Annotated in this window: 29 protein-coding genes; 18 read left to right on the top strand and 11 right to left on the bottom strand. The window is 64.7% G+C overall.

Annotated features, from left to right (window positions below):
• Positions 1-67 precede the first annotated feature (67 nt).
• Positions 68-772 (bottom strand): FadR/GntR family transcriptional regulator, encoded by a 705-nt coding sequence (locus AB6804_RS25665; protein WP_370888821.1) that lies wholly within the window; start codon positions 770-772, stop codon positions 68-70.
• Positions 773-1,075: 303 nt separating this feature from the next.
• On the opposite strand from AB6804_RS25665, the gene garL reads away from it, so the two are divergent.
• The 4 genes from garL to gudD all read left to right on the top strand — a co-directional run bounded on the left by garL (position 1,076) and on the right by gudD (position 5,749).
• Entirely contained in the window at positions 1,076-1,861 is a 786-nt protein-coding gene (gene garL / locus AB6804_RS25660; RefSeq protein ID WP_370888820.1) for a 2-dehydro-3-deoxyglucarate aldolase, read from the top strand.
• A gap of 65 nt (positions 1,862-1,926) precedes the next feature.
• The gene (locus AB6804_RS25655; RefSeq protein ID WP_370888819.1) at positions 1,927-2,823 is read left to right on the top strand and encodes a 2-hydroxy-3-oxopropionate reductase; all 897 of its coding nucleotides are present in this window, start codon (positions 1,927-1,929) and stop codon (positions 2,821-2,823) included.
• Positions 2,824-3,030: 207 nt separating this feature from the next.
• Positions 3,031-4,365 (top strand): MFS transporter, encoded by a 1,335-nt coding sequence (locus tag AB6804_RS25650; RefSeq protein WP_370888818.1) that lies wholly within the window; start codon positions 3,031-3,033, stop codon positions 4,363-4,365.
• A 34-nt stretch (positions 4,366-4,399) separates the two neighbouring features.
• The gene (gene gudD, locus AB6804_RS25645) at positions 4,400-5,749 is read left to right on the top strand and encodes a glucarate dehydratase (protein WP_370888817.1); all 1,350 of its coding nucleotides are present in this window, start codon (positions 4,400-4,402) and stop codon (positions 5,747-5,749) included.
• 13 nt (positions 5,750-5,762) lie between these two features.
• On the opposite strand, the gene AB6804_RS25640 is transcribed toward gudD, so the two are convergent.
• The 3 genes from AB6804_RS25640 to AB6804_RS25630 form a co-directional block, all read right to left on the bottom strand.
• Positions 5,763-6,599: a DUF72 domain-containing protein gene (locus AB6804_RS25640; RefSeq protein WP_370888816.1), complete on the bottom strand. Its 837-nt coding sequence runs from the start codon at positions 6,597-6,599 to the stop codon at positions 5,763-5,765.
• Positions 6,600-6,662: 63 nt separating this feature from the next.
• Entirely contained in the window at positions 6,663-6,929 is a 267-nt protein-coding gene (locus AB6804_RS25635; RefSeq protein WP_370888815.1) for a cupin domain-containing protein, read from the bottom strand.
• A 60-nt stretch (positions 6,930-6,989) separates the two neighbouring features.
• Positions 6,990-7,286, bottom strand: coding sequence for a hypothetical protein (locus AB6804_RS25630; protein ID WP_370888814.1), 297 nt, complete (start codon positions 7,284-7,286; stop codon positions 6,990-6,992).
• 300 nt (positions 7,287-7,586) lie between these two features.
• On the opposite strand from AB6804_RS25630, the gene arsC reads away from it, so the two are divergent.
• From arsC to AB6804_RS25615, 3 genes are all read left to right on the top strand, one after another.
• Positions 7,587-8,009, top strand: coding sequence for an arsenate reductase (glutaredoxin) (arsC, locus tag AB6804_RS25625; protein WP_370888813.1), 423 nt, complete (start codon positions 7,587-7,589; stop codon positions 8,007-8,009).
• A gap of 115 nt (positions 8,010-8,124) precedes the next feature.
• Positions 8,125-8,424: a hypothetical protein gene (locus tag AB6804_RS25620; protein ID WP_370888812.1), complete on the top strand. Its 300-nt coding sequence runs from the start codon at positions 8,125-8,127 to the stop codon at positions 8,422-8,424.
• Positions 8,425-8,568: 144 nt separating this feature from the next.
• The gene (locus AB6804_RS25615) at positions 8,569-9,741 is read left to right on the top strand and encodes a GGDEF domain-containing protein (protein WP_370888811.1); all 1,173 of its coding nucleotides are present in this window, start codon (positions 8,569-8,571) and stop codon (positions 9,739-9,741) included.
• Positions 9,742-9,753: 12 nt separating this feature from the next.
• Here the strand turns inward: AB6804_RS25615 and AB6804_RS25610 are convergent, their stop codons facing one another.
• Positions 9,754-10,251 carry an MgtC/SapB family protein gene (locus AB6804_RS25610; RefSeq protein ID WP_035962441.1) on the bottom strand — a complete coding sequence of 166 codons (498 nt, stop codon included), beginning with the start codon at positions 10,249-10,251 and terminating at the stop codon, positions 9,754-9,756.
• Positions 10,252-10,429: 178 nt separating this feature from the next.
• Between AB6804_RS25610 and AB6804_RS25605 the strand changes: the two genes are divergently transcribed.
• A complete protein-coding gene (locus AB6804_RS25605) occupies positions 10,430-10,828 on the top strand; it encodes a RidA family protein (RefSeq protein WP_370888810.1) in 399 nt (132 codons plus the stop codon).
• A 1-nt stretch (position 10,829) separates the two neighbouring features.
• On the opposite strand, the gene AB6804_RS25600 is transcribed toward AB6804_RS25605, so the two are convergent.
• Entirely contained in the window at positions 10,830-11,429 is a 600-nt protein-coding gene (locus AB6804_RS25600) for an alpha-ketoglutarate-dependent dioxygenase AlkB (protein ID WP_370888842.1), read from the bottom strand.
• 148 nt (positions 11,430-11,577) lie between these two features.
• On the opposite strand from AB6804_RS25600, the gene AB6804_RS25595 reads away from it, so the two are divergent.
• Positions 11,578-11,970, top strand: a complete 393-nt coding sequence (locus AB6804_RS25595) for a response regulator (protein ID WP_244793857.1) — start codon at positions 11,578-11,580, stop codon at positions 11,968-11,970.
• A gap of 13 nt (positions 11,971-11,983) precedes the next feature.
• Here AB6804_RS25595 and AB6804_RS25590 read toward each other — a convergent pair whose 3' ends face one another.
• A complete protein-coding gene (locus AB6804_RS25590) occupies positions 11,984-12,790 on the bottom strand; it encodes an endonuclease/exonuclease/phosphatase family protein (RefSeq protein WP_370888809.1) in 807 nt (268 codons plus the stop codon).
• A 33-nt stretch (positions 12,791-12,823) separates the two neighbouring features.
• Positions 12,824-13,351, bottom strand: a complete 528-nt coding sequence (locus AB6804_RS25585; RefSeq protein WP_370888808.1) for a hypothetical protein — start codon at positions 13,349-13,351, stop codon at positions 12,824-12,826.
• A gap of 270 nt (positions 13,352-13,621) precedes the next feature.
• Here AB6804_RS25585 and AB6804_RS25580 point away from each other — a divergent pair, with 270 nt between their 5' ends.
• The 5 genes from AB6804_RS25580 (at position 13,622) to AB6804_RS25560 (ending at position 18,189) form a co-directional block, all read left to right on the top strand.
• A complete protein-coding gene (locus tag AB6804_RS25580; RefSeq protein WP_370888807.1) occupies positions 13,622-14,599 on the top strand; it encodes an AAA family ATPase in 978 nt (325 codons plus the stop codon).
• Positions 14,600-14,782: 183 nt separating this feature from the next.
• Entirely contained in the window at positions 14,783-15,883 is a 1,101-nt protein-coding gene (locus AB6804_RS25575; RefSeq protein ID WP_370888806.1) for an NAD(P)/FAD-dependent oxidoreductase, read from the top strand.
• A gap of 142 nt (positions 15,884-16,025) precedes the next feature.
• Entirely contained in the window at positions 16,026-16,340 is a 315-nt protein-coding gene (locus tag AB6804_RS25570; RefSeq protein WP_035962344.1) for a high-potential iron-sulfur protein, read from the top strand.
• 236 nt (positions 16,341-16,576) lie between these two features.
• Complete coding sequence (locus AB6804_RS25565; protein ID WP_370888805.1) at positions 16,577-17,866, top strand: MFS transporter; 1,290 nt, start codon at positions 16,577-16,579, stop codon at positions 17,864-17,866.
• 11 nt (positions 17,867-17,877) lie between these two features.
• On the top strand, positions 17,878-18,189 hold the full coding sequence (locus AB6804_RS25560; protein WP_370888804.1) for a cupin domain-containing protein: 312 nt from the start codon (positions 17,878-17,880) through the stop codon (positions 18,187-18,189).
• A gap of 4 nt (positions 18,190-18,193) precedes the next feature.
• Here the strand turns inward: AB6804_RS25560 and AB6804_RS25555 are convergent, their stop codons facing one another.
• Both AB6804_RS25555 and AB6804_RS25550 read right to left on the bottom strand, forming a co-directional pair.
• Complete coding sequence (locus AB6804_RS25555; protein WP_370888803.1) at positions 18,194-18,463, bottom strand: hypothetical protein; 270 nt, start codon at positions 18,461-18,463, stop codon at positions 18,194-18,196.
• Positions 18,464-18,517: 54 nt separating this feature from the next.
• Positions 18,518-19,276, bottom strand: coding sequence for a Mut7-C RNAse domain-containing protein (locus AB6804_RS25550; RefSeq protein ID WP_370888802.1), 759 nt, complete (start codon positions 19,274-19,276; stop codon positions 18,518-18,520).
• Positions 19,277-19,376: 100 nt separating this feature from the next.
• Here AB6804_RS25550 and AB6804_RS25545 point away from each other — a divergent pair, with 100 nt between their 5' ends.
• The 4 genes from AB6804_RS25545 (at position 19,377) to AB6804_RS25530 (ending at position 21,996) form a co-directional block, all read left to right on the top strand.
• Positions 19,377-20,249, top strand: coding sequence for an NAD(P)-dependent oxidoreductase (locus AB6804_RS25545; protein WP_370888801.1), 873 nt, complete (start codon positions 19,377-19,379; stop codon positions 20,247-20,249).
• A gap of 69 nt (positions 20,250-20,318) precedes the next feature.
• Complete coding sequence (locus AB6804_RS25540) at positions 20,319-20,954, top strand: LysE family translocator (protein WP_370888800.1); 636 nt, start codon at positions 20,319-20,321, stop codon at positions 20,952-20,954.
• Between the two features lie 225 nt (positions 20,955-21,179).
• On the top strand, positions 21,180-21,623 hold the full coding sequence (locus AB6804_RS25535) for a hypothetical protein (protein WP_370888799.1): 444 nt from the start codon (positions 21,180-21,182) through the stop codon (positions 21,621-21,623).
• A gap of 7 nt (positions 21,624-21,630) precedes the next feature.
• Positions 21,631-21,996, top strand: coding sequence for a response regulator (locus tag AB6804_RS25530; protein WP_035962361.1), 366 nt, complete (start codon positions 21,631-21,633; stop codon positions 21,994-21,996).
• Positions 21,997-22,181: 185 nt separating this feature from the next.
• Here AB6804_RS25530 and argC read toward each other — a convergent pair whose 3' ends face one another.
• Positions 22,182-23,135 carry an N-acetyl-gamma-glutamyl-phosphate reductase gene (argC, locus tag AB6804_RS25525; protein ID WP_370888798.1) on the bottom strand — a complete coding sequence of 318 codons (954 nt, stop codon included), beginning with the start codon at positions 23,133-23,135 and terminating at the stop codon, positions 22,182-22,184.
• Positions 23,136-23,170: the final 35 nt, after the last annotated feature.

Raw genomic sequence — 23,170 nt, 5'->3', positions numbered from 1 at the left:
ATACATACGAATCCTTTTGTTTACTTAGAGGCGCGTGCAGTGCTGCCCAAAACCAAAGCAGGGCAGTTCACTCAACAGCCGTCTCATGAACCTGCCGCAGACGCTCACGGCTGTTGCTCAAGTGCATGCGCATCGCGGCGCGGGCATCGTCGGCATCCTGACGAACGATCGCCCGATAAATCGCCTTGTGTTCGTTCAGCACGTTGCGCAGCCGTTCAATCTGATCCAGCTCCGCAATCTCCGCTTTGCCAAGCCGCGTGCGAGGACTCACCGCGCGTCCCATCTGACTGAGCACATCGTAGAAATAGCGATTGCCGCTCGCCCGCGCGATTTGCAAGTGGAACTCGACGTCATGCTCCAGCACATCCGTGCTGCCATTGGCGATCTGTTCTTCGTAACGCTCCACCGCACCGGCAATCTGCTTGAGATGCTGCTCCGTCCGGCGTCCCGCTGCCAGCGCGGCGGCGGCGCCTTCAAGATCGATTCGAAATTCGATGATCGCCATGATGTCGAGCAGGTTCGACAAATCGGCATCGTGCAGCCGCACCGCCTCCCGATCCGCCATCGCCCGAATGAACGTGCCGACGCCGTGCCGCGTCTCGACCACGTTGGCCGCCTGTAGCCGCGAGACCGCCTCGCGCACCACCGAGCGACTCACGGCCATCTGTTTCATCAGCGCGGCTTCGGTCGGGATCTTGTCGCCGGGGCGAAGCACGCCTCGTTCGATCTCTTCCACGAGGGCGGCGACGACTTTATCGGTGAGGCTGGGCATTTTCGATTTGGTTCTGATATTGATTGAAGTCGGATGACGCCAATGACGCGCCGGCGCGGGTTTCGCCGGGACGTCCGATGAACCATCATGGAGTGCGGCTAAGGCTCCGTCAATTCAGTGGAAAGTCAATTGATAAGACATCGTATCTCTATAGAAGATCAGCGACACGAAGCTGCGCGGCATGCGATCACGAAAATTAAGGGTTAACGCCTCGTTCCACGCTCATGAAAACCCGGTATCTTCTGTTAAGACATCCTATGACATAACCGCATCTAAACGACCCAGCCGCCACAGGGAGGCATCATGCCGTCTTCGACACCGTATCGACCGTTGCCCAATGCGTTCCGCACATCGCTGCTGGCGAGAGAGAAGCTGATCGGCTGCTGGTCGTCGCTGGCGAGTCACATCGTCACCGAGTTGCTGGGCGTCGTCGGTTTCGACTGGATCCTGCTCGACGCCGAGCATGCGCCCAACGATGCGCTCACCCTGATTCCGCAACTCATGGCGCTCAAAGACAGCGTCAGCGCGCCCGTGGTGCGTCCGCCGGCGAATGAGCCGGTCGCGATCAAGCGGCTGCTCGATGCCGGTTTCGTCAATTTCCTCATTCCGTTCGTCGACAGCGCCGCCGACGCCCGCCGCGCCGTCGCCGCGACGCGGTATCCGCCGCACGGCATCCGGGGCGTGTCCGTTGGACATCGCGGGAACCGTTACGGGACTGTCGCGGACTACTTCAAGGTGGCGAACGACAACATCAGCGTCGCGGTGCAGATCGAAAGCCGCGCGGCCGTCGATGCGATCGACGAAATCGCCGCCGTCGATGGCGTCGATGCGCTCTTCGTCGGACCATCCGATCTCGCCGCCGCGTATGGCCAGCTCGGCAACGCGAATCATCCGGACGTGCAGGCGGCCATCGCTCACGTATTCGAACGCGCGCACGCGGCGGGCAAGCCGAGCGGCATCCTCGCGCCCGTGCAGCAGGACGCGGAACGCTATCTGTCGATGGGCTGCACGCTCGTCGCCGTCGGCGCGGATCTCGGCATGCTTCGCAACACGGCGCAGGCCGTGAAGAAACACTTCATCGAAGAGTAAGCTGCGACAGGTTCGCGCTTCTCTCGCAGCACCCGGACATCGACACCTGAACAAAGGAGCAATACATGGCGACAAAAGCAGGCTTCATCGGTCTCGGCATCATGGGCCTTCCCATGGCGGCGAATCTCGTCAAGAACGGCGTCGAGCTGGCGGCGTTCACGCGCAGCGGCGTGCCTGCCGAACTGACGCAGGCGGGCGCCACGGCAAGCGACAGCCCCGCAGCCGTCGCGGAAAAAGCCGACGTCATCTTCCTGATGGTGCCGGATACGCCCGACGTCGAGCGCGTGCTGTTCGGCGAGAACGGCGTCGCGAATTCGCTGCGCGCGGGGCAGATCGTCGTCGACATGAGCTCGATTTCGCCGATCGCGACGCGCGAGTTCGCCGCGAAAGTGCGCGAGCGCGGCGCCGATTATCTCGATGCGCCCGTTTCCGGCGGCGAAGTCGGGGCGAAGGCGGCATCGCTCACGATCATGGTCGGCGGCGCGCAAGCCACCTTCGACAAGGTGAAGCCGCTCTTCGAGATGATGGGCAAGAACATCTCGCTAATCGGCGAGGTCGGCGCGGGGCAGGTGTGCAAGGTCGCGAACCAGGTGATCGTCGCGGCGACGATCGAAGCGGTCGGCGAGGCGCTGCTGCTCGCGTCCAAAGCCGGCGTCGATGCCGAAAAGGTCCGCACCGCGCTGATGGGCGGCTTCGCGTCGTCGCGGATTCTGGAAGTCCACGGCGAGCGGATGACGAAGCGCACGTTCAATCCGGGCTTCCGCATCGAACTGCATCAAAAGGATCTGAACCTGGCGCTCGCGACCGCGCAATCGCTCGGCGTATCGCTGCCGAACACGGCGACGTGTCAGGCGCTGTTCAACGCGTGTACCGCGCACGGCGGCAAGGCGTGGGACCACTCGGGCATGGTCAGGGCGCTGGAGATTCTGGCGAACCACGAGATCGGGCAGGACGCGAAGTAACCTTCGTTTGGAAGAAGGGCACACGGGAGCCGGCGCAAGCCGGCTTTTTCATTCGCATCGCGGCGAGTTGTCAGACGTCTAGTGACTGTACTGCGAAGGCGGGGCGAAAAGCCGCTAATTCCCGCGCTAAAGGGTAAACACGCGATGCCATAGTCGTCCGATGACCATAGAATGTCATCAGACAACCTACCACGTCAGGAGACAAGCTTGCGATCCGCTCCCGCCACGCGCGCCGACGACTTGCTCGAATCGGCCAGTTCCAAGGTCAAGCGCCACGTCCTGCCCTTGTTCCTCATCATGTTCATCGCTAATTACATCGATCGGGTGAACGTCGGTTTCGTCAACTCGCACATGCAGACGGACCTCGGCATTGGCGCGGCGGCTTACGGGCTCGGCAGCGGGCTGTTTTTCATCGGCTATGCGCTGTTCGAGGTGCCGTCCAACGTGCTGATGCAGAAGTACGGCGCCCGCGCGTGGCTCACGCGGATCATGGGGACGTGGGGCATCGTCGCCGCGGCGATGGCCTTCGTCTGGAACGACACGTCGTTCTACGTGCTGCGCTTCCTGCTCGGCGTGGCCGAAGCGGGCTTCTTCCCGGGCGTCGTGTTCTATTTCACGCAATGGCTGCCGCAGAAGGAGCGCGGCAAGGCTGTCGCCGTATTCCTGGGCGGGTCCGCCATCGCGTCTGTGCTGTCGGGGCCGATCACGGGTGGCCTTCTGTCGATTCGCGGCCTCGGGCTGCACGGCTGGCAGTGGATGTTCCTGATCGAAGGCGGCTTCTCGGTGCTGCTGTGCGGCCTGAGCTGGATGCTGCTGAAGTCGCGCATCGCCGACGCGCACTGGCTCACCGCCGACGAACGTCACGCGCTGCAAAGGACGATCGCGAACGAGCAGGCCGAGCGCGAAGCCACGGGCGGCCGTCACGTGTCCGCGCTCCAGCTGCTCAAAGACCCGCAGATCGTGCTGTTCTGCTTCCTGTATTTCGCGATCCAGCTCACCATTTACGCGGCGACGTTCTGGCTGCCGACGATCATCCGCAAGATGGGCGGCCTCACCGATTTCCAGGTCGGCCTCTTCAACGCGGTGCCGTGGCTGATCGCGATGGTCGCGATGTACTGCTTCGCGCTGCTCTCCGCGCGCTGGCGTTTCCAGCAGGCGTGGCTCGCGACGGCGCTCGTCATCGCGGCGTGCGGGCTGTTCGCATCGACGACGGGCAATGCGGTGCTGTCGTTCGTCGCCATCTGCTTTTCGGCAATCGGCTTCAAGGCGGCGGCGTCGCTGTTCTGGCCGATTCCGCAAGGCTATCTCGATGCGCGCGTCGCGGCCGGCGTGATCGCGCTGATCAACTCGGTCGGCAATCTCGGCGGTTTCTTCGCCCCCGCGACCTTCGGCTATCTTCAACAACATACCGGCTCGGTATCGGGCGGGCTGTATGCGCTCGGCGTCGCGTCGCTGATCGCGGCTGCGGCGGCCTTCCTCACGCGCAACCGGCGCTCGAACGGGACGCCCGTCGGCCACGCGTCGCCCCGCAATGCACATTGAACGCGGCTTGACCATCCACTTCGGGACCACTCACATGTCGACCAACGCAATCCAACCGAACGCCACTCCGAAAGTCACCGAACTGCGCGTCGTGCCCGTCGCGGGCCGCGACAGCATGCTGATGAACCTCTCCGGCGCGCATGCGCCGTTCTTCACGCGCAATATCGTCATCCTCAAGGACAGCGCGGGGAACACCGGCGTCGGCGAAGTGCCGGGCGGCGAGAACATCCGCCGGACCATCGACGATGCCCGCGCGTTCGTCGTCGGGCAATCCATCGGCAACATGCAGGCGGTGCTGAACCGCGTGCGCACGCAATTCGCCGATCGCGATGCGGGCGGTCGCGGCCTGCAGACCTTCGACCTGCGCACGACGATCCACGCCGTGACCGCGCTCGAAGCCGCGCTGCTCGATCTGCTCGGCCAGCATCTCGGCGTGCCGGTTGCCGCGCTGCTCGGCGAAGGCCAGCAGCGCGACGAAGTGGAGATGCTCGGCTATCTGTTCTATATCGGCGATCGCAACAAGACCGATCTGCCCTATGCGTCCGGCGAAAACGGCAAGGATGACTGGGAGCGCCTGCGCACGGAAGTTGCGCTGACGCCGGAAGCGGTCGTGCGCCTCGCGGAAGCCGCACAGGCGCGCTACGGCTTCAACGACTTCAAGCTGAAAGGCGGCGTGCTCGCGGGCGATGCCGAAATCGAAGCGGTGACGGCGCTCGCCGAGCGTTTCCCGGACGCACGCGTGACGCTCGATCCGAACGGCGCGTGGTCGCTCGCGGAAGCGGTCCGCCTGTGCCGCGACCAGCACGACGTCCTCGCCTACGCAGAAGATCCGTGCGGCGCGGAGAACGGCTATTCGGGCCGCGAAGTGATGGCCGAGTTTCGCCGCGCGACCGGCCTGCCGACCGCGACGAACATGATTGCAACCGACTGGCGTCAGATGGGCCACGCCATCCAGTTGCAGTCGGTCGATATCCCGCTCGCCGACCCGCATTTCTGGACCATGCAAGGCTCGGTGCGCGTCGCGCAGATGTGCAACGACTGGGGCCTCACGTGGGGATCGCATTCGAACAATCACTTCGATGTGTCGCTCGCGATGTTCACGCACGTTGCCGCGGCCGCGCCGGGCAAGATCACGGCGATCGATACGCACTGGATCTGGCAGGACGGCCAGCGTCTGACGCGCGATCCGCTGCAGATCGTCGGCGGCAAGGTGAAGGTGCCGGCGACGCCGGGGCTCGGCGTCGAACTCGATCTGGACGAAATCGAGAAGGCGCACGCGCTTTACCTCGAGCACGGCCTCGGCGCGCGCGACGATGGCATCGCGATGCAATATCTGATTCCGAACTGGAAGTTCGACAACAAGCGCCCGTGTCTGGTGCGCTGAAGCTGAACGCTCGTCAGGAGTCGCGCTTCAAACGCTCGATGAGCGCCATCGCGGCGGCGGGATTGGCGGGCTTGTTCCCGCTGATGACGTACAGATAAACGTCACGCGCCGATGCCTTCGCAGCCGGTTTCTTAGTCTCTCCGACCGTCTGCAAGTCGTCGGGCGCACCGCCTGCCGCCCACTCTTGCGCGCGCTTCGCCCAGCGGTCGAGCGCTGCCTTCGTATAGCCGTTGGCCGGCTTTTCGGTCGTGCCCATGATGCGCGCGTAGACGAAAGGCGCGGTCACATCCGCGATTTGCGGATACTTCGAATCGCCCGCGACGACGGCCGCCACACCGTATTGCCGAAGCAGCGCGACGAACGCCGGATCGACGAAACTCGCGTGCCGCACTTCGACGGCGTGACGAATCGCGCGCCCTTCCACCTCTTGTGGCAGCAGCTTCAGGAAGTTTTCGAAGTCTTCGGCATCGAATTGCTTGGTCGGCGCGAATTGCCAGTTGATCGGGCCGAGCTTGTCCTTCAGTTCGAGCACGCCGCTCGCGAAAAAGCGTTCGATGGATTCGCCCGCTTCCGCCAGCACCCGCCGATGCGTCGAATACCGCGACGCCTTCAGCGAGAACACGAAGTCGTCGGGCGTTTCGTCGTGCCACTTGGCGAACGTCGCGGGCTTCTGCGAGCCGTAGAACGTGCCGTTCACTTCGATGCTCGTCAGCGCGCGGCTCGCGAATTCGAGTTCGCGCTTTTGCGCGAGCCCTTCGGGATAAAAGGTGCCGCGCCACGGCTCGAAATTCCATCCGCCAACGCCGATACGAATGGTCGGCGTGCCGCTCGTTTTCTTTTTGGTCGCCATGGGGCGTCTCCTGTCCGAACCCGTCACGAGTGTAACGAACAAGGAGATCGCGCGTGCGCGGCGTCATTTCCTCCCGACGAGATAGCTCACGCCCTGCGGACCATACTGCTCAGAATGCGCGGCATTGGCCGGTAAATGAAAGATTTCGCCCACGCGATACAGCCGCGCGTCATCGCCGATGCGGATCGTCAGTTCGCCTTCGAGAATCAGCGCCTTCGCCTCGAACGGATGTGTGTGGATGTCGAGCGAGCCGTTCGGTTCGCGCGTGACGGTGACGACTTCATCGAAGCCCTCGGCGGAAAGAAGGGTGAGATAGGCGTCGCGTCGCATGAGGGAATCCGAACGGAAAGGAAAGGGCGCGTCGGACGCGCCCCGGGCGCCGATGCGAAATCAGTTGCCGAAGAAGATATCGCACTGCGGGCCGCGGACGCACGGCTTGGAGATCGGGCTGCCGCTCATGCTCATCGAGCCGGCGCCGCCGCGCGTCGATGGCACGCCGCCATACGATGTATCGCCGGTGCTATCCATGCTTGCGCCCTGCTGCATCGCGCCGGGCTGGGTCCATGTGTCCGGCGTGGCCTGCCCTGGCACTTGCGCGGTCCGATAATAAGTCTGCTGCGCCGATGCGATGCCCGCAACGGCGAATAACGAGACGGCAAGCGCCGTCTTGATGAGCTTCGATTTCATGTCTTCGACTCCTTGAGTGGAATGCGCGACGATTCATGCGATGCTGTCGCGCATCCGTTCGTATCCGGTGAGCCGCAGGAAGCGCGCAGTGCGGACGTTCGTGCATCGCTTCGCGGGCGTTGCGCGCGTTCGCGGCAATTCCGTTATAGGCGGCGGCCTTCGCAATGAACAGGAAATACGCTTATACGTCGGCGATCCGGTCGCGCGCATGACACGATGCGGTCGAGGACGACATGCTCTGCCAGCAATAGAATGCAAGTCATTCACGAACCCGGGAACCATCGAACCAAGGAGAGCGCGATGACCGTCACCATCTATCACAACCCCCAATGCGGCACTTCGCGCAACACGCTGGCGCTGATCCGCAATGCGGGCATCGAGCCGAACGTCGTCGAGTATCTGACGCATCCGCCGAGCCGCGAGACGCTCACCGCGCTGATCGCGCGTGCCGGTCTGACGGTGCGCGACGCCCTGCGCGAAAAGGGCACGCCCTACGCGGAACTCGGCCTCGGCGATCCCGCGCTCACCGACGATCAGCTCATCGACGCGATGCTCGCGCATCCCATTCTCATCAATCGCCCGTTCGTCGATACGCCGGTCGGCGCGCGGCTGTGCCGTCCATCGGAACTGGTGATCGACATCCTGCCGTCGCCGCAGAAAGGACCGTTCACGAAGGAAGACGGCGAGGTGGTCATCGACGAGCAAGGCAAGCGCGTGCGTTGACGCTGCAAGCCGTTACTCCGCGTTACCTTTCTGGCATTGCTGTTGCACCTGTGTCAGACATCGCCTTCTAGACTGCACTTGACTCACACGGCACTCGGTGCAGGAGATAAGCGAGATGAAGAACAAACTTCTTGGTACGGTCGTCGGGCTCGCGGGACTGGCGGCGCTTGCGGTATCGGCATCGGCGTCTGCGCATGTCGATGTGGCGGTCGGCGTCGGCGTGCCGGCTTATTACGGCCCCGCGCAACCGGTGTACGTCCAGCCCGCCCCGGTCGCTTACGGCTACGGCTACGGATACGACGACGGCTGGCGCGAGCAACGCTGGCGCGAACATGAATGGCGCGAGCGTCGTGAGCGTCACTGGCGGCACGAGATGCGCCGTGAAGATCGCTGGCACGACCGGCACGGCTGGTAACGCAATCGGCTTCTGAGACGCGGCGGGCTTCTTCGGCCCGCCGCGTTCTTGTTGGCGCTGCGTCATCGTGTCCCGGCCATACGCCTCAAGTCGCGTGCCTTCGCGCCGTTATTGCGTGGATAGCCGCATTCCAATTCCTTCGCGATGTTCAGTCCGGTCAGCATCCTCGTCGTCACCGCTTTGTCGAGCGTGCTCTCGATACTGGTGCTGATCTCGTTGTCATCCCACGCCATCGACGGCGTCTCGCGCTGGCTCTGGGCGAACGTGCTGGCGATCGCATCGCTCGCGCTGTTCGCGATGCAGAACGTCGTGCCCGCGTGGCTCGGCGTCGTCGTCGCGAATCAGCTCATCGCGGCAACGGCGCTTCTGATTTACGAAGGCTGCAACGACTTCTTCGGCGTGCGGCTCGACACTCAGGCGCGCGCCGTCGGCTGGATGATGTGGCTCGGCGTGATGGCCGGCATCACGTACTACACGTATGTCGCGCCGGACGTGCATGTGCGCGTGGTGATCGTGTCGGCGTTCCATGCGGCGTGCGATCTCGCGATTGCGGGCCGCGTGCTGCTGTCGCGCCCGCCCGACCGGCCGCACTACAACTATCTGTTCGTCGCCGGCGCCGCCTTGCTCGGGACGTTCGGCCACACCGCGCGCGGCGCGATCTACACGGTCGCGCCACCGCCGCAGACGGCGCTGCTGCAACCCGGCCCGATGCAGATCACGTTTCTCGCGCTCGGCATTCTCGTGTTGCCGTCCCTGTGCATCGGGCTCGTCATCATGGCGCATGACCGCCTCGCGATGCGCCTCGAAAGGCTCGCCCGTTTCGACGATCTCACCGGCGCGCTGTCACGCAAGGCGCTGCTCGAAGCCGCCGCGTCGCGGCTTGCCCGGTCTTCGCAGGACGGCCGGCGCGAGTATGTCGCGGTCATCGATCTGGATCACTTCAAGAGCGTGAACGACCGATACGGCCACGCGGGCGGCGACGAAGTGCTGCGCCATTTCGCAGCGATCGTGAACGCGCGCATTCGTGACGGCGATGCGTTCGGGCGCATCGGCGGCGAAGAGTTTTGCCTGCTCTGCACGGCGGCGCGCATCGGCGATGTGACCGCGCTGGTCGAGCGCCTGCGCGCGACGGTCGCGTCGACGCCTTGCGGCGTGTCCGGCGGCGTGGTGCGTTACATGTTCAGCGCGGGCATCGCGGCGTGGGATGGACGCGAATCGCTGGCCTCGCTGATGGCGCGCGCCGATGCGCGGCTCTACGCGGCCAAGCTCGCGGGACGGGATCGCGTGAACGGGCCGGTGGAGAACGCGGCCACGTAAGCCGTGCGGCAATCAGTCATCGTCGACGCCGCCGCGCGCTGCGCGCTCGCCGGGCGGCTTGCGCATCCATCGCCTAAGCAGGCTTTTCTCGACGACGCGGCCCACAATCAGCAGCACGATCAGCATGACCGTCGCGATGATCGCCAGGCTCCAGATGCCGAGCCCGCACAGGATGCCGACCGCCGCCGTGACCCAGATCGAAGCGGCCGTCGTCAGCCCGCGAATGCGATTCTCCGCCTGGTTCTGGATGATGACGCCCGCGCCCAGAAATCCGATTCCCGTCACGATGCCCTGCACGACGCGCGATACATCGGCGTCGTCGTAAAGCGTGCGGGTGGAGAAGCCCATTGCGCACATCGTCGCGATGCACGCCCCGAGCGACACCAGCCCGAGCGTTTTCATGCCGGTGGGTTTGCCATGCAAATCACGATCGATGCCGATGATGCAGCCCACGAGCACCGCGCAGAGCATGCGCAGGACGGCATCGGCGAGAATCGGGTAGGGCAGCATCGCGGGCTCCGTTGTCGGTTTTCTTGTCGCGCGGAGAAGGCGCGGATCGGCGTAGTACAACTGTAAGTCCGTCGATCTTCGCATTGAAGCGGGGCAAACGACAGTGGCGCGCACCGCGCGATTTTTTGTCGCGATAACGTGCTGTGCTCTGCATCAGCCTAGAGGCGACTGAAACGACATGACCCACCAGACCCGATTCTCGATGATCGACGCGGCCCCGACGCCGGTCGGCCCGTTCTCGCACGCGGCGGAAGCCGATGGCTGGGTCTTCCTGACCGGCCAGATGCCCACGCATCCTGACGACGACACCGCGCCGCTGCCCGAGGGCATCGCGGCGCAGACGCGGCGCGTGATGGACAACCTCATCATCGTGCTGACGGGGCTGGGCCTCACGCTCGACCACGTCGTGAGCGTGCGTATCTTCCTGACCGAGTTCAAGCGCGATTACGACGCGATGAACGCCGTCTATCGCTCGTACTTCGCGCCGAAGCCGCTGCCGGCGCGCACGTGTATCGGCGTGACGGCCCTCGCCCGCGATGCGCTCGTGGAAATCGACTTCGTCGCGAGGCGGCCGTAGATCACCGGCGCGCCTTCGACGCATCCACCCACCGGAACGTCAGGTTGATGCGCTCGCCGCGCGCGCCCGGTTCCTTCGGCACGCGATGCACCCATTCGAGCTGCGTGCGTCCGCGCATCACCAGGAGGCTGCCGTGCGTAAGCGAGAGCGTGTGCGTCGTGTGCGTGCGGACATGGCGGAACTCGAAGGTGCGCGCCGTGCCGAGGCTCACCGATGCGATCACTGGCTCCGGTCCAAGCTCCCGCTCCTTGTCGGCGTGCCAGCCCATGCTGTCCTGCCCGCCGCGATAGCGATTGATCAGCACACTGTTGAAGCGCGCGCCGGCCGTCTCTTGCGCGGCATCGCGAAGTTGCGCGACGGCGGGCGTCCACGGCTGCGGCAGGTTGCGGATGCCCGAATAGACATAGACCGCATCCGGCTCGCCCTGCCACGCGGTCAGGCGAGGCAGCGGCACGCGGCCGCCCGGCGTGTTCATGTGATCCTGTTGCCAGCGCACTTCATCGATCAGCGCGCCCATCAGGTCGCAGCCGGCGTCCGCGCCGATCCAGTCGGGATGCCACGCGATATCGGGCTTGGGAATGTCGTCGAAGAGATCGAACATGGCGATGCACGCCGATGCGGCCAAAAGATTCACGATAGCAGAGCCATCGCGCGCCGGCGTTGCGCTTTTATCGCTTGGCCGCGCGTTTGGGCGCGAGCGGAGCGTGTGCTACAGTCGGCGCGATCATCTCGAAAATAATGGAAATCGCATGACGACCACCGCCGAAGCACACGGCGGCGCGGAGAGCCGCCGCATTCTGCTTGTCGACGATAGCGCCGACGCCGCGTTCGCGATGTCGATGCTGCTCGAAGCCATGGGTCACGAAGTGCGGACGGCGCACGACGGCGCGTGCGCGCTGAACTCCGTCGACGATTTCCGGCCCGACGTGGTGTTGCTCGATATCGGCCTGCCGGGAATGAGCGGTTTCGACGTTGCCCGCGAGATGCGCAAACGCGATGCGACACGCGGCGCGCTGCTGCTCGCGCTCACCGGCTACGGCAGCGCCGCCGACCGTCAGACCGCGCTCGACGCCGGCTTCGATCATCACCTCACGAAGCCGGTCTCCATCGGCGATCTTCAGGCGTTGCTCTCGCGCGCCTGAGCGCGAGCACGCCTTATTCGATCCGCAGTCTCGCCATATACGGCAGGTGATCGGAAAGCCACGCGGTATCCTGCGTCGGCACGATCCACTCGAGCGGCTTCAGTCCGCGCACGAACATCTTGTCGAGCGCGAGCGCCGGGGAGAACGCCGGAAACGTGCGGCCGGATTCGCCGAGCATCGTCGCCACTTCGTTCATGCCGAGTTCCCCGAAAAGCGCCACGGAGTCATTGCGCCAGTCGTTGAAATCGCCCGCCAGCACGAGCGGGCCGTCCGGCGCTTCCTTCGCGATCCAGTGCGCGATCCAGTTCATCTGACGCAGCCGCGCCGCACGCGTCAGCGCGAGATGCGCGCAAAGCAGCGTAATCGCGTGACCTGCAAAGGTCGCACGCGCGACGAGCAGCCCGCGCTTTTCGAAGCGATGCGCGGAGATATCCCATCGTCCCGAAAGATCGAGCGGATGCGGCGAGAGGATCGCGTTGCCGTGCCGCCATGACGGCTTGAAGACGTTCGGCCCGAGCGCGATCTGCAATTCGAGCGCGGTGGCGATTTCGGTGGCCTGGCAATGCCAGACATCGTCGAGCGGAGCGGAGAGCGGCTTGCCGAAGCCGCTTGCGAGCGTCGGCTGCGGCATGCGCCGCGCCATGGCTTCCTGAAGGAAATAGACGTCCGCGTTGGTGGTCTGAACCCACCGCTGCATCGCGCTCCACGCGCGCAGGCCGAGCGGCGAGCGGCCCTTGTGCAGATTCCAGCTCACCGCCGTGAAATCCGGCGTGACCGCGTTCGCGGACGGTGCTGGCGGAAGATGTTCTGGGTTTCGCATACGTTCGTTGTCTTTGTACGCGCCGGCAGCCGGTCACTCGGCCGGCGCGGATGGAGCGAGGCTGGCGCGCACCCGGTACGCCAGCGATGGATTGCTGTCGATGATCTGCCATTGCGCCCATTCTCCCGGCTTCACCACGAGGCCGGGATGCGAGCCGCTCACCTGACGCGGCGTCGGGGGCACCTTGCAGCCGGAAGCCGATGTGCGCGATCCATCGTCTTCAATCATCTCCTGCGCATCGATGGCGAGCGTGATGTCGTCGGCGCTCGCGTGCGTCGGGGACACGGTGACGGTGCGTTGCAAATCGATATCGCCCGCCGGCTTGTCGGCGCAACCGACACGATTCTGCACGACATTGTGATGCGTGTCGGTGCGCGCCTGACCGACATTCGTCGTCGCGGTGAACGAGTCGATCTGCTGACCGTCGCGCACGACTTGCAGTTCCCAGTCGACCGGCTGTGGCGTGGTCTGCGCGAAGCCGTGACTCGCGGCGAGGCAGGCGCTCAGGATGAGAGCGGATTGGACCCGATGCAAAAGTGCGGTGCGGTTTCTTTTCGTCATTGAAAGCTTCTCCGGCGCGCGGGCATGATCGGATGGCGGCCCGGCCGCGCCTGTGCTGGCGTGCGGCGGCCGCCGAATCGGCGTTGCTCGGCCAGTTGGGGAGCACGTTCCGAACCCGCCCGCCGCATCGATCCCGACGATGATACTAGCGCGCGGCATCATCGGCAGAAGCGGCCGCGATTGGCAGCAGACGCGGCGGACTGCTCGCTTGCGCGTCGTTTTGTCATCGATACACTGAAACCGTCGATCAATCAAAAGACGGGGTGTGACATGACGACGGCCGTGGTCAAACAAGAACTGGCGGTGGCATCTTTCAGCAAGGTCTACAGTCTCGACGACGTGGAGACCGCGCTCAACGAACTGCCCGACGGCGCAAGCGACGCGCTGCGCGCCACCTACGAAAAGATGCTCAAGGTCGGCAATCTGCGCTTCTGCGTGAAGCCGAACCGCATGCCGTCCATCGACGATCTCGCGGCTTCGCTGCCGAATTTCGACGAACCGCTCGACGACATCCGCAAGCAGATTGCGCTATGCCTCGAAACCGATGACCGCCTCGAACTCATGCCGATGCTGCTGCTCGGCGAGCCGGGCATCGGCAAGACGCATTTCGCGAAACAGCTTGCGCGGCTGCTCGGCACGTCGAGTCATTATGTTGCGATGAGTTCGCTCACGGCCGGATGGATTCTGTCGGGCGCGTCGTCGCAATGGCGCAATGCGAAGCCCGGCAAGGTATTCGATGCGCTCGTGAACGGCAGCTACGCGAACCCCGTCATCACTGTCGATGAAATCGACAAGGCCACCGGCGACGCGCAATACGATCCACTCGGTGCGCTTTACGCGCTGCTCGAACACGACACGGCGCAGGCGTTCATCGACGAATTCGCGGAAGTGCCGATCAACGCGGGCAACGTCGTGTGGATCGCGACGGCCAACGACGCCCGCGCGATCCCCGAGCCGCTTTTGAACCGCATGAACGTCTACGAGATTCCCGCGCCGGACCGCGACGGCGCGCGGCGTATCGGGCAGGCGATTTACGCGGAGATTCGCGAAGCGCACGCGTGGGGCGCGCGCTTCCCCGAAACGCTCGGCGACGCCCCGCTCGACGCGCTCACGCAAGCGTCGCCGCGCGGCATGCGTCGCGCGATGCTCAACGCATTCGGCAACGCGCGCATTGACGGAAGGCATCACGTCGAGGCTCGCGATATCCAGCTCGATCGGCAGTCGCGCCGAAAATCGATCGGTTTCTGACGAGGCGAAACTGCCGAAATTGACGAAAACCGCCCGATAACCTGTCTTTTTGGTCATCTGGCGGCCAGATCCTTGCCTTTTTCCGAATTGCACCGGAAAACAACGCTAACTGCGTGGCTTTGTTGTGCGACGCGCAATAGTCGCGCACGTAGAATAGTTAGATTGGGTTGCGCGGAAAGGGACATGGATCGGATCGAATGCGTGGTCATCGGGGCGGGCGTCGTCGGGCTCGCCATTGCGCGTGCGCTGGCGCTGCGCGGGCGCGAAGTCATGGTGCTGGAGGCGGGCGAAGCCATCGGCGTCGGCACGAGTTCGCGCAACAGCGAAGTGATTCACGCGGGCATCTACTATCCGCGCGGCTCGCTGAAAGCCGAACTGTGCGTGCGCGGACGCGAGATGCTCTACGAATTCTGCGCCGCGCATGGCGTGCCGCATCGGCAATGCGGGAAGCTGCTCGTCGCGACCGCGCGCAACCAGATTCCGCAACTGGCGGCCATCGAACAGAAGGGCATCGAGAATCGCGTCGAAGGGCTCGCACGCATCAGCGGCGCGCAGGCGATGGAAATGGAGCCGCAGTTGCGATGCGTCGAAGCGGTGTATTCGCCGCGCACGGGCATCGTCGATAGCCATCAGTTCATGCTCGCGCTTCAGGGCGACGCCGAGAACCACGGCGCGGGCGTCGTGTTCCATACGCCGGTCGTCGGCATTGATGCGCGCGAAGGCTGTTTTATCGTCGAGACGGGCGGGGATGCGCCTGCGCGCTTCAGGGCGTCGTATCTGATCAACAGCGCCGGGCTGCACGCGAACGACATCGCGCGCCGCATTCGCGGCCTCGACGACCGTCACGTGCCGCCGCTGTACTTTGCGAAGGGCAATTACTTCAGCGTGAGCGGGCGCACGCCGTTCGACCGTCTCATCTATCCGATGCCGAACGAAGCGGGTCTCGGCGTCCATCTGACGATCGATATGGGCGGACAGGCGAAGTTCGGCCCGGACGTGCAATGGGTGACGTCGCTAAATTACGACGTCGATCCGCGCCGCGCCGATTCCTTCTACGCGGCGATCCGCGCCTACTGGCCCGGCCTGCCCGACGACGCGTTGCAGCCCGCCTACGCGGGCATCCGGCCGAAGCTCTCCGGCCCCGGCCAGGCCGCCGCCGATTTCATGATCCAGGGGAAATCGGCGCATGGCGTGCCGGGACTCGTGAACCTCTTCGGCATCGAGTCGCCGGGGCTGACGGCATCGCTTGCAATTGGCGAGCGCGTGGCCGACATTGCGCGCTAAGGGCTGCTGCCGCGCTGCCAAGGGGCCGTCCGCGCTTATTCCTGGCATTCGTGGTCAACCAATCGCTCGCGTGTTGATATGCTCGGGAAGTCGCCGTCGTCAGAACGGCGCTTTCCCCTAATACAACATGGAGCGAGTCACCATGAAGACATCCCGTCGCACGTTTCTGATCACCAGCGTGGGCGTTGCATCGACGTTCGCGCTCGGCTCACGCGCCGCTTTCGCCGAAGCGCCGAAGGTCGAAGAAAGCGATCCCACCGCTCAGGCGCTCGGCTACAAGCTCGACGCAAGCAAGGTCGACAAGGCCAAATTCCCGAAATACGCGGCTGGCCAGGACTGCGGCAACTGCCAGTTCTATCAGGGCAAGGCCGAAGATCCGTTCGCGCCGTGCCCGATGTTCGCGAACAAGCTCGTCGCATCGAAGGGATGGTGCAGCGCATACGCGAAGAAGGCGTAACGCGGTAAAAGCCGTATCCATCGAAGCGCGCCCGGCTGCGAAGCCCGGCGCGTTTTTTCTTGCGCGGCTTCCTTCGCTTTTGTTCATTGCTTGATAACCCAACGCGCGGTCTTTACACTCGCCTAGGCTAAAAAAGCCTCCCGCTTCGGCTTCTCTCGCTTCGAGGGCGGCGGCGCGGCACACCGGATCATCGGACGCGCGAGTCCGGCGGCACATCCAACGACAAAGGGGTACGCATGGCAGGCAGACCATTGAACGCGCGCGCTGTAGTGGCCGCCGTGATCGGCAACGCGCTGGAGTGGTACGACTTCACCGTTTTCGGCTTCATGACCGTCGTGATCGCGCGGCTGTTTTTCCCCAGCGAAAGCGATTACTCGTCGATTCTCCTGACCACCGCGACCTTCGGCGTCGCGTTCGTGATGCGGCCGGTCGGCGGCATCGTGCTCGGGCTGTATGCCGACCGCGCCGGGCGCAAGGCCGCGCTGATGCTCGTCATCGCGATGATGACGCTCGGCATCCTGCTGCTCGCGATTGCGCCGCCGTACTCCGCGATCGGCATCGGCGCGCCGCTCATCATCGTGGCCGCGCGGCTCATCCAGGGTTTCTCGGCGGGCGGCGAGTTCGGCAGTTCGACGGCGCTTCTGATCGAAGCCGCGCCGTTCTCCAAGCGCGGCTTCTACGGCAGCTTCCAGATGGCGAGCCAGGCTGCGGCGCTGCTGCTCGGCGCCGTCGTCGGCGCGGCGATTTCGCGCGGAATGTCGCCGCAGGCGCTCGAGTCGTGGGGCTGGCGCGTGCCGTTCATTCTCGGGCTCGTGATCGGGCCGGTCGGCCTCTACATCCGTCGCAACATGTCGGACACGGAAGCCTTCCTGCACGCGCGAAAGACGGCGCAACCCGCGACGCTCGGCGAAGTGTTCCGCGGGCATAGCCGCGAGATTTTGTGCGGGCTCGGCTCGGTCGTTGCGTTGACGGTCACGGTCTACGTGCTGATCGCCTATTTGCCGACGTTCGCCGTGAAGCAACTGAAGCTGCCGTTCGGGCAGTCTTTCACGGCGTTGATCGTCGGGAATCTACTGCTGACCGTGCTGTGCCCGGTGGCGGGCGCGTGGTCCGATCGCATCGGCCGCAAGGGGCTGACGCTGTGGTCGCTGCTGATTACGCTTGTTCTGATCTATCCGCTCTTCGCGTGGCTCGCGGCGGAGCCGAGCGTGATGCGGCTCGTCATCGTGCAGAGCGTGTTGTCGATCACGCTCTCCGGCTACTACGGCCCGTTCGGCGCGCTGCTCGCGGAGCTGTTCCCGGCGCACGTGCGATCGACCGGCTTGTCGCTCGCGTATAACATCGCGGTGATGATCTTCGGCGGCTTCGGGCAGTTCATCGTGACGTGGCTGATCCGCGTCACCGAATCGCAGCTCGCGCCGACCTTCTATGTGATGGGCGGACTGGTGATTTCGCTGGTCTCGGTCGCATGCATTCCCGCCGCGCGTCACGCCGACGTCGACGAATCGCGCAGCGTTACTCGCTAGGCAGCATCGAAATGAAAGTGATCGAGAGCGGCAAGTTCACTGCGGAGCGCGCGTGGGGCGCGCTCGATATCTGCGTGATGAACGGCACGTCGTGCCGTCTGCACTGGACCGATGCGCCGTACAAATGGCACGTCAACGACGGCGAGGAAGTCTTTGCCGTGATGGACGGCGTGGTCCGGATGCACGTACGCGATGCGGACGGCGAGCGCACCGTCACGCTCCATGCCGGCGATATCCTGCACGCCCAGGCCGGCGACGAGCACTACGCCGAGCCCGTCGGCGCGGCGCGCATTCTGGTGATCGAGAAAGAAGGAAGCGTTTAGGCGTTCAGCGTTGCAGGCCGGCTGCCACGAGCAGTTCGGCCAGCGCTTCGGTCATGCCGCCTTCGTTTGCTTCGGCGCGTTCCTTCAGTTGCTTGACGAGCTTTTCGTCGAGCTTGCATGCGAAGGGCACGAGGCCCTTTGCCTGATCGAGCTTGCGCTGCTCGCGCCGATCCATCTTCGGCGCGTTCGCGTCGCCGATGGCCGCCCGGCCGCCTTGCTTCAGGTCGTTGGCGAGCTTGAATGCCTTGGTCTGTTCCAGTTGAAATTTGTTCACGCGATGCTCCGATGCGGCAGTTTTGAATGTGCCGTATTGTACGTGGCCGCGCGCTCACGCCTGGGCGGCTTCGGCCAGCGCGTCGATGCGCGCGCGCATCCGCTTCCAGTGCGAGCCTTCCCAGAACACGCGATGACACACATCGCACGTGACAAAGCGTGTATGGCGCTGGCGCACGCCGTCGGGCACGCGACGGTCGATTTCGTCGGCAGCGGCGGGGCGCAGCGGCGCGTTGCACATCAGGCATAAGCGAAACGCGCGCAGGTGCGGCGCCAGGTCGAGCCGTTCCGCGACTTCGCGCCATTGCTCGTCCGGTTGCAGCGCGCGCACATAGCAGCCGCGCAGCACGGCGCGACGCTTCAGCAACTCGCGATCGCGTGTCAGCACGATGCGCGATTCTTCCTGCGCGAGGCGCTCGATTGCGTCGTCGGCGAAGTTGTTGTCGAAACGCGTATCGAAGCCGCCGAGCCGCAGCAGTTGCGCGAGGCCGCCGAGATGGGCATCCGCGATGAAGCGAAGATCCGCTGCCTTCATCGGCGCGCGCAAGAGCAGAGAGCCATCGGCCATGCCGGGCGGCGCACGATGCGGCGGATAAACCTCGATGAGATCGCCGGGCTGAATCTGCGCGTCGAAGCCGGTGGGATGACCGTTGCGCAAAATCAGATCGACTTCCGTGTGCGGCACGCCGAGCGCTTCGATCATGTGTTTGGTCGACGATGTCGGCGGACAGGCGCATTCGAACGTGCGCCCCCTCTGCGACCGGGCGACGAACTCGTTCAATTCGTGATGGAAATGAAAGCGCGCCGTGACCATGCAGCAGTATCGCATTGGCCGCCGCTGCGTGCTTCGGGGCGATGTGCTCTACTGGCGTGCGACGTTGCACGGATTATTGAACTCATAGCGGAGCACAGGCATGGATATCGGTTTTATCGGATTGGGAGAAATGGGCGGCGCGATGGCGAGCAACGCGCTGAAAGCGGGACATTCGGTGCGCGTGTGGAACCGCTCGCGCGACAAGACGCGGTCGCTGGCGGATCAGGGCGCGTCCGTGGTCGATACGCCCGAGCAAGCCTTCGCCGGCGACGCCGCGTTCTCGATGCTCGCCGACGACCACGCGCTGCGCTCGGTGCTCATCGACGGCGGCTTGCTCAAGCACGCGCCGAAGGGGCTCGTGCACGTCAACATGGCGACGATCTCGGCGGCGCTAGCAGTCGAACTGACGGAACTGCACGCGCAGCATGGTGTCGCGTATGTCGCCGCGCCGGTGCTCGGCCGGCCGGATGTCGCCGCGGCGGGCAAGCTCAACATTCTCGCGGCGGGCGCGGATGCGGACATCGACCGCGTGCAGCCCGTGTTCGATGCGCTCGGGCAGAAGACGTGGCGCGTCGGTCAGCAGCCGCAGCACGCGAACGTGCTCAAGCTCGCGGCGAATTTCATGCTGGCCTCGGCGATCGAGACGGTCGGCGAAGCGGCGGCGCTCGTGACCGGACACGGCATCGAGGCGCAGGCGTTTCTCGACGTCATCACCAATTCCTTGTTTCCGGGGCCGGTCTATGCGGGCTACGGCAAGATGATCGCGGAGCGCCGCTATGAACCCGCGTTGTTCAAGGCTCGGCTCGGGCTGAAGGACGTGCGCCTCGCGATCGCCGCCGGCGATGCGGTCAACGTGCCGCTGCCGGTCGCGAGCGTGGTGCGCGACAACCTCGTCGATGCCCTCGCACACGGCGACGGAGAGAAGGACTTCGCGGTGCTCGGACAGGTCGCGGCGCGGCGCGCGGGCCGATAAACAACACTCACGCTGGCCGGGGAGGGGCACACGGCATAATCCCTCCCTTTCTTTTCTTTCCCTGCCGCGATGAAGTTGCAAGTCTGGTGGCCGTTCGTCGCCTCCGCATTCGTCATATTCGCCATTCCCGGTCCCAGCCTGCTGCTCATGATGACGCACGCCGCGCGCTACGGCATGCGCCGCTGCGTCGCGACGATGGCCGGATCGCTCTGCGCGCTCGTCATCATGCTGTCCGGATCGGCGGCGGGGCTGCACGTCCTGCTCGATGCATGGCCGCGCGTCTTCGATGCGTTGCGCATCGCCGGCGGCGCCTATCTCGTCTGGCTGGGCGTCAGAAGCTGGCGCGCGAAGGCCGGCCCCGTCGAGGCGCGCGATCAGCGCGGCGTTGCCCGGGCGGCAGTGGTCAAGTCCGCGACGCTCTTTCGCAATGGCTTTTTCGTCGCCAGCAGCAATCCGAAAGCGATCGTCTTCGCCGCCGCGATACTGCCGCAATTCATCGACGCCAGTCAGCCGATACTCCCGCAGTTCGCCGTAATGTTGCCGACGTTCGCGGTCATCGTGGTCGGCTGGTACGCGGTGTATGCGGGCCTCGGCGCGCGCATCGGCGAGAAGCTGAGAAGCGAGGGCGTCGCGCGGGCGTTCAACCGGCTGACCGGCGGCGTGTTCGTCGGCTTCGGCGCAATGATGGCGTTGCTGCGGCACTGATATTCCGGACCGCTAAGGTCTGCACAAACGGGAGCACAGTTTGCTTTAATTGCCACGCTTCATTCGCTGGCGAACAAACAGGCTGGGCTGCCCGGGCGATAGTAGCGGTCGAGGAGACAGCGAGATAGCAACTGTCGCGCGGTAGAACGCAGCGGCACGTTGCATGGGATGAAGCCCGGCGCGAGAGTCGACACGCGAGCCGGCTGCAATCGACAGGAGACGCCCATGCATCCAGACAGACGAAGCGTCGTGCTTGCCGCGCTTCGTTGCGGCGTGCTGATCACGTTGTCATGCGCGATCGCCGCGCGCGCCGACGATACCCCGACTCCGTGCGATGCCCTGAAGCGCATCGTGGCCGCATCGCCGAAATTTTCGTCGCTGACGGCGCTCGACGGCCGTCCGATCGCGCTGTCCTACGGCGACGACGCGCAGTGCGCGGCATCGCAGACGAATTACCGATGCACGTGGACGCCGCACGGCGGCTCCGGTGCCGACGCGCTGCAAAGCGTGGCCGCCGACGTCGCCGCGTGCCTGCCCGACGCCACCCACGACGAGAATTCGCACGCGCGGCAGCACTTTACGATCGGGCCGCGCGGATCGCGCACCGAAATCGCGGCGTCGCAGGCCGGCGCGAACACACTCAAGCTGGAAATCTACGCAACCCGGTGAGGCGGTCATGACGAAGCGCATCCTGATAGCCGATGACGACGACGACGCGTTGACCGGTCTCGCGCATCTGCTGAACGGCATGGGACACGAAGTCGCGCTGGCGGCCAACGGCGCGCAGGCGGTGAAAGTGGCGGCTCAGTTCGCGCCGGAAGTGGTGATTCTCGATCTGGGCATGCCGATCGTCGATGGCCTTGCCGCCGCGCGTGCGTTGCGCGACACGCCAAACGGCGCGGCGATGCTGCTGGTCGCGCTAACGGGTTGGGGACAGCCGCAGCATCGCGAAATGACGCAGGAGGCGGGCTTCGACATCCACCTCGTCAAGCCCATTTCGGGCGATCAATTGCAGTTCATCCTGTCGATGACGCAGCCATGAAACTGGAAATGTTGCGACGCATCAAATTTTTTGGTACAGTCGTTCCTGTCTCCTCCATGTCTCCACTGATATGGATTCAGCCCGCCACCTTAGGCGGGCTTTTTTTTCGCCTATCGCACGAATGCTGCGGTGCACGAAAAAAGCCGACGCAGAGGTCGGCTTTCTGGTTCGGGACAGCTACGCGGTCAGCTTTGAAGGCCCGCGCCTTCGTCCGCGCCGATGGCCAGGTTCATACACTGAATGGCCGCGCCCGATGCGCCCTTGCCCAGATTGTCCAGCCGCGCGACGGTGACGAAACGCTCGTCGTTGCCGAACACGAAGATATCGACGCGATTCGTGTCGTTGCAGGCCTGAACGTCGAAGAAGCCGTTATCCAGATTGCTTTCCGCGTCGAACGGCATCACCCGGATGAACGGCTCGTTCGCGTAGTACTCGGCGAGCACGGCGCGCACGTCCTGCGGCTTGGCCGGGCGCGCGAGCTGGTCGGGCGAGAAATAGGTCGTGACGGCCAGACCCTTCAGGAACGGCCCGACGATGGGCGTGAAGATCGGCGCACGCGCGAGGCCGCTGCGCACCGACATCTCCGGCAGGTGCTTGTGCGTCAGGCCGAGCGCGTAGGGGCGTGGGCTCATCAGGCGCGCGTCGCCGCCCGCTTCGTACTCGGCGATCATCTTCTTGCCGCCGCCGCTGTAACCGGTGATCGAGTACGCGTGCGCGGCAAAGTCCGCCGGCACGAGCCCGCCCGCGACCAGCGGCTGCATCGACAACACGAACGCCGACGCGTGGCAGCCCGGCACCGCAATGCGCTTCGCCGTGCGCAGGCGCTCGCGCTGCGTGCGCGATAGTTCGGGCAGGCCGTAGGCCCAGTTGTCGTCGGTTCGGAAGGCGGTGCTCGCGTCGATCACGCAGGTTTTGTCGTTGCCCAGCTCGACGAGCGAAACCGATTCGCGCGACGCCACGTCAGGCAGGCACAGGAACGTCACGTCCGACGCGTTGATGAGCCGGCCCCGCTCGGCGACGTCCTTCCGCTTCGCCTCGTCGATGCGCAACACTTCGATGTCACGGCGCTGCGACAGATATTCGAAAATTTTCAGGCCGGTGGTGCCTTCCTGTCCGTCGACAAATACTTTCGTGGTCATCTCGATCTCGCTGGTTCGGGCGACGACGCACGCGC

Source organism: Caballeronia sp. RCC_10, assembly GCF_041360715.1.
GTDB classification, from domain to species: Bacteria; Pseudomonadota; Gammaproteobacteria; order Burkholderiales; family Burkholderiaceae; genus Caballeronia; species Caballeronia grimmiae.
This window is presented reverse-complemented; position numbering and strand designations above follow the sequence as displayed.

Excerpts from the sequence above, each read along its gene's own strand:
- AB6804_RS25655 (WP_370888819.1), top strand. The coding sequence starts at position 1,927 with ATGGCGACAAAAGCAGGCTTCATCGGTCTCGGCATCATGGGCCTTCCC.
- AB6804_RS25545 (WP_370888801.1), top strand. The coding sequence starts at position 19,377 with ATGGATATCGGTTTTATCGGATTGGGAGAAATGGGCGGCGCGATGGCG.
- AB6804_RS25615 (WP_370888811.1), top strand. The coding sequence starts at position 8,569 with ATGTTCAGTCCGGTCAGCATCCTCGTCGTCACCGCTTTGTCGAGCGTG.
- AB6804_RS25595 (WP_244793857.1), top strand. The coding sequence starts at position 11,578 with ATGACGACCACCGCCGAAGCACACGGCGGCGCGGAGAGCCGCCGCATT.
- AB6804_RS25565 (WP_370888805.1), top strand. The coding sequence starts at position 16,577 with ATGGCAGGCAGACCATTGAACGCGCGCGCTGTAGTGGCCGCCGTGATC.
- AB6804_RS25610 (WP_035962441.1), bottom strand. The coding sequence starts at position 10,251 with ATGCTGCCCTACCCGATTCTCGCCGATGCCGTCCTGCGCATGCTCTGC.
- AB6804_RS25585 (WP_370888808.1), bottom strand. The coding sequence starts at position 13,351 with ATGACGAAAAGAAACCGCACCGCACTTTTGCATCGGGTCCAATCCGCT.
- AB6804_RS25535 (WP_370888799.1), top strand. The coding sequence starts at position 21,180 with ATGCATCCAGACAGACGAAGCGTCGTGCTTGCCGCGCTTCGTTGCGGC.
- AB6804_RS25635 (WP_370888815.1), bottom strand. The coding sequence starts at position 6,929 with ATGCGACGCGACGCCTATCTCACCCTTCTTTCCGCCGAGGGCTTCGAT.
- arsC (WP_370888813.1), top strand. The coding sequence starts at position 7,587 with ATGACCGTCACCATCTATCACAACCCCCAATGCGGCACTTCGCGCAAC.
- AB6804_RS25570 (WP_035962344.1), top strand. The coding sequence starts at position 16,026 with ATGAAGACATCCCGTCGCACGTTTCTGATCACCAGCGTGGGCGTTGCA.
- AB6804_RS25630 (WP_370888814.1), bottom strand. The coding sequence starts at position 7,286 with ATGAAATCGAAGCTCATCAAGACGGCGCTTGCCGTCTCGTTATTCGCC.
- AB6804_RS25665 (WP_370888821.1), bottom strand. The coding sequence starts at position 772 with ATGCCCAGCCTCACCGATAAAGTCGTCGCCGCCCTCGTGGAAGAGATC.
- AB6804_RS25580 (WP_370888807.1), top strand. The coding sequence starts at position 13,622 with ATGACGACGGCCGTGGTCAAACAAGAACTGGCGGTGGCATCTTTCAGC.
- AB6804_RS25640 (WP_370888816.1), bottom strand. The coding sequence starts at position 6,599 with ATGGCGACCAAAAAGAAAACGAGCGGCACGCCGACCATTCGTATCGGC.
- AB6804_RS25550 (WP_370888802.1), bottom strand. The coding sequence starts at position 19,276 with ATGGTCACGGCGCGCTTTCATTTCCATCACGAATTGAACGAGTTCGTC.
- gudD (WP_370888817.1), top strand. The coding sequence starts at position 4,400 with ATGTCGACCAACGCAATCCAACCGAACGCCACTCCGAAAGTCACCGAA.
- AB6804_RS25600 (WP_370888842.1), bottom strand. The coding sequence starts at position 11,429 with ATGTTCGATCTCTTCGACGACATTCCCAAGCCCGATATCGCGTGGCAT.
- AB6804_RS25530 (WP_035962361.1), top strand. The coding sequence starts at position 21,631 with ATGACGAAGCGCATCCTGATAGCCGATGACGACGACGACGCGTTGACC.
- AB6804_RS25620 (WP_370888812.1), top strand. The coding sequence starts at position 8,125 with ATGAAGAACAAACTTCTTGGTACGGTCGTCGGGCTCGCGGGACTGGCG.
- AB6804_RS25590 (WP_370888809.1), bottom strand. The coding sequence starts at position 12,790 with ATGCGAAACCCAGAACATCTTCCGCCAGCACCGTCCGCGAACGCGGTC.
- AB6804_RS25575 (WP_370888806.1), top strand. The coding sequence starts at position 14,783 with ATGGATCGGATCGAATGCGTGGTCATCGGGGCGGGCGTCGTCGGGCTC.
- garL (WP_370888820.1), top strand. The coding sequence starts at position 1,076 with ATGCCGTCTTCGACACCGTATCGACCGTTGCCCAATGCGTTCCGCACA.
- AB6804_RS25540 (WP_370888800.1), top strand. The coding sequence starts at position 20,319 with ATGAAGTTGCAAGTCTGGTGGCCGTTCGTCGCCTCCGCATTCGTCATA.
- AB6804_RS25605 (WP_370888810.1), top strand. The coding sequence starts at position 10,430 with ATGACCCACCAGACCCGATTCTCGATGATCGACGCGGCCCCGACGCCG.
- AB6804_RS25560 (WP_370888804.1), top strand. The coding sequence starts at position 17,878 with ATGAAAGTGATCGAGAGCGGCAAGTTCACTGCGGAGCGCGCGTGGGGC.
- argC (WP_370888798.1), bottom strand. The coding sequence starts at position 23,135 with ATGACCACGAAAGTATTTGTCGACGGACAGGAAGGCACCACCGGCCTG.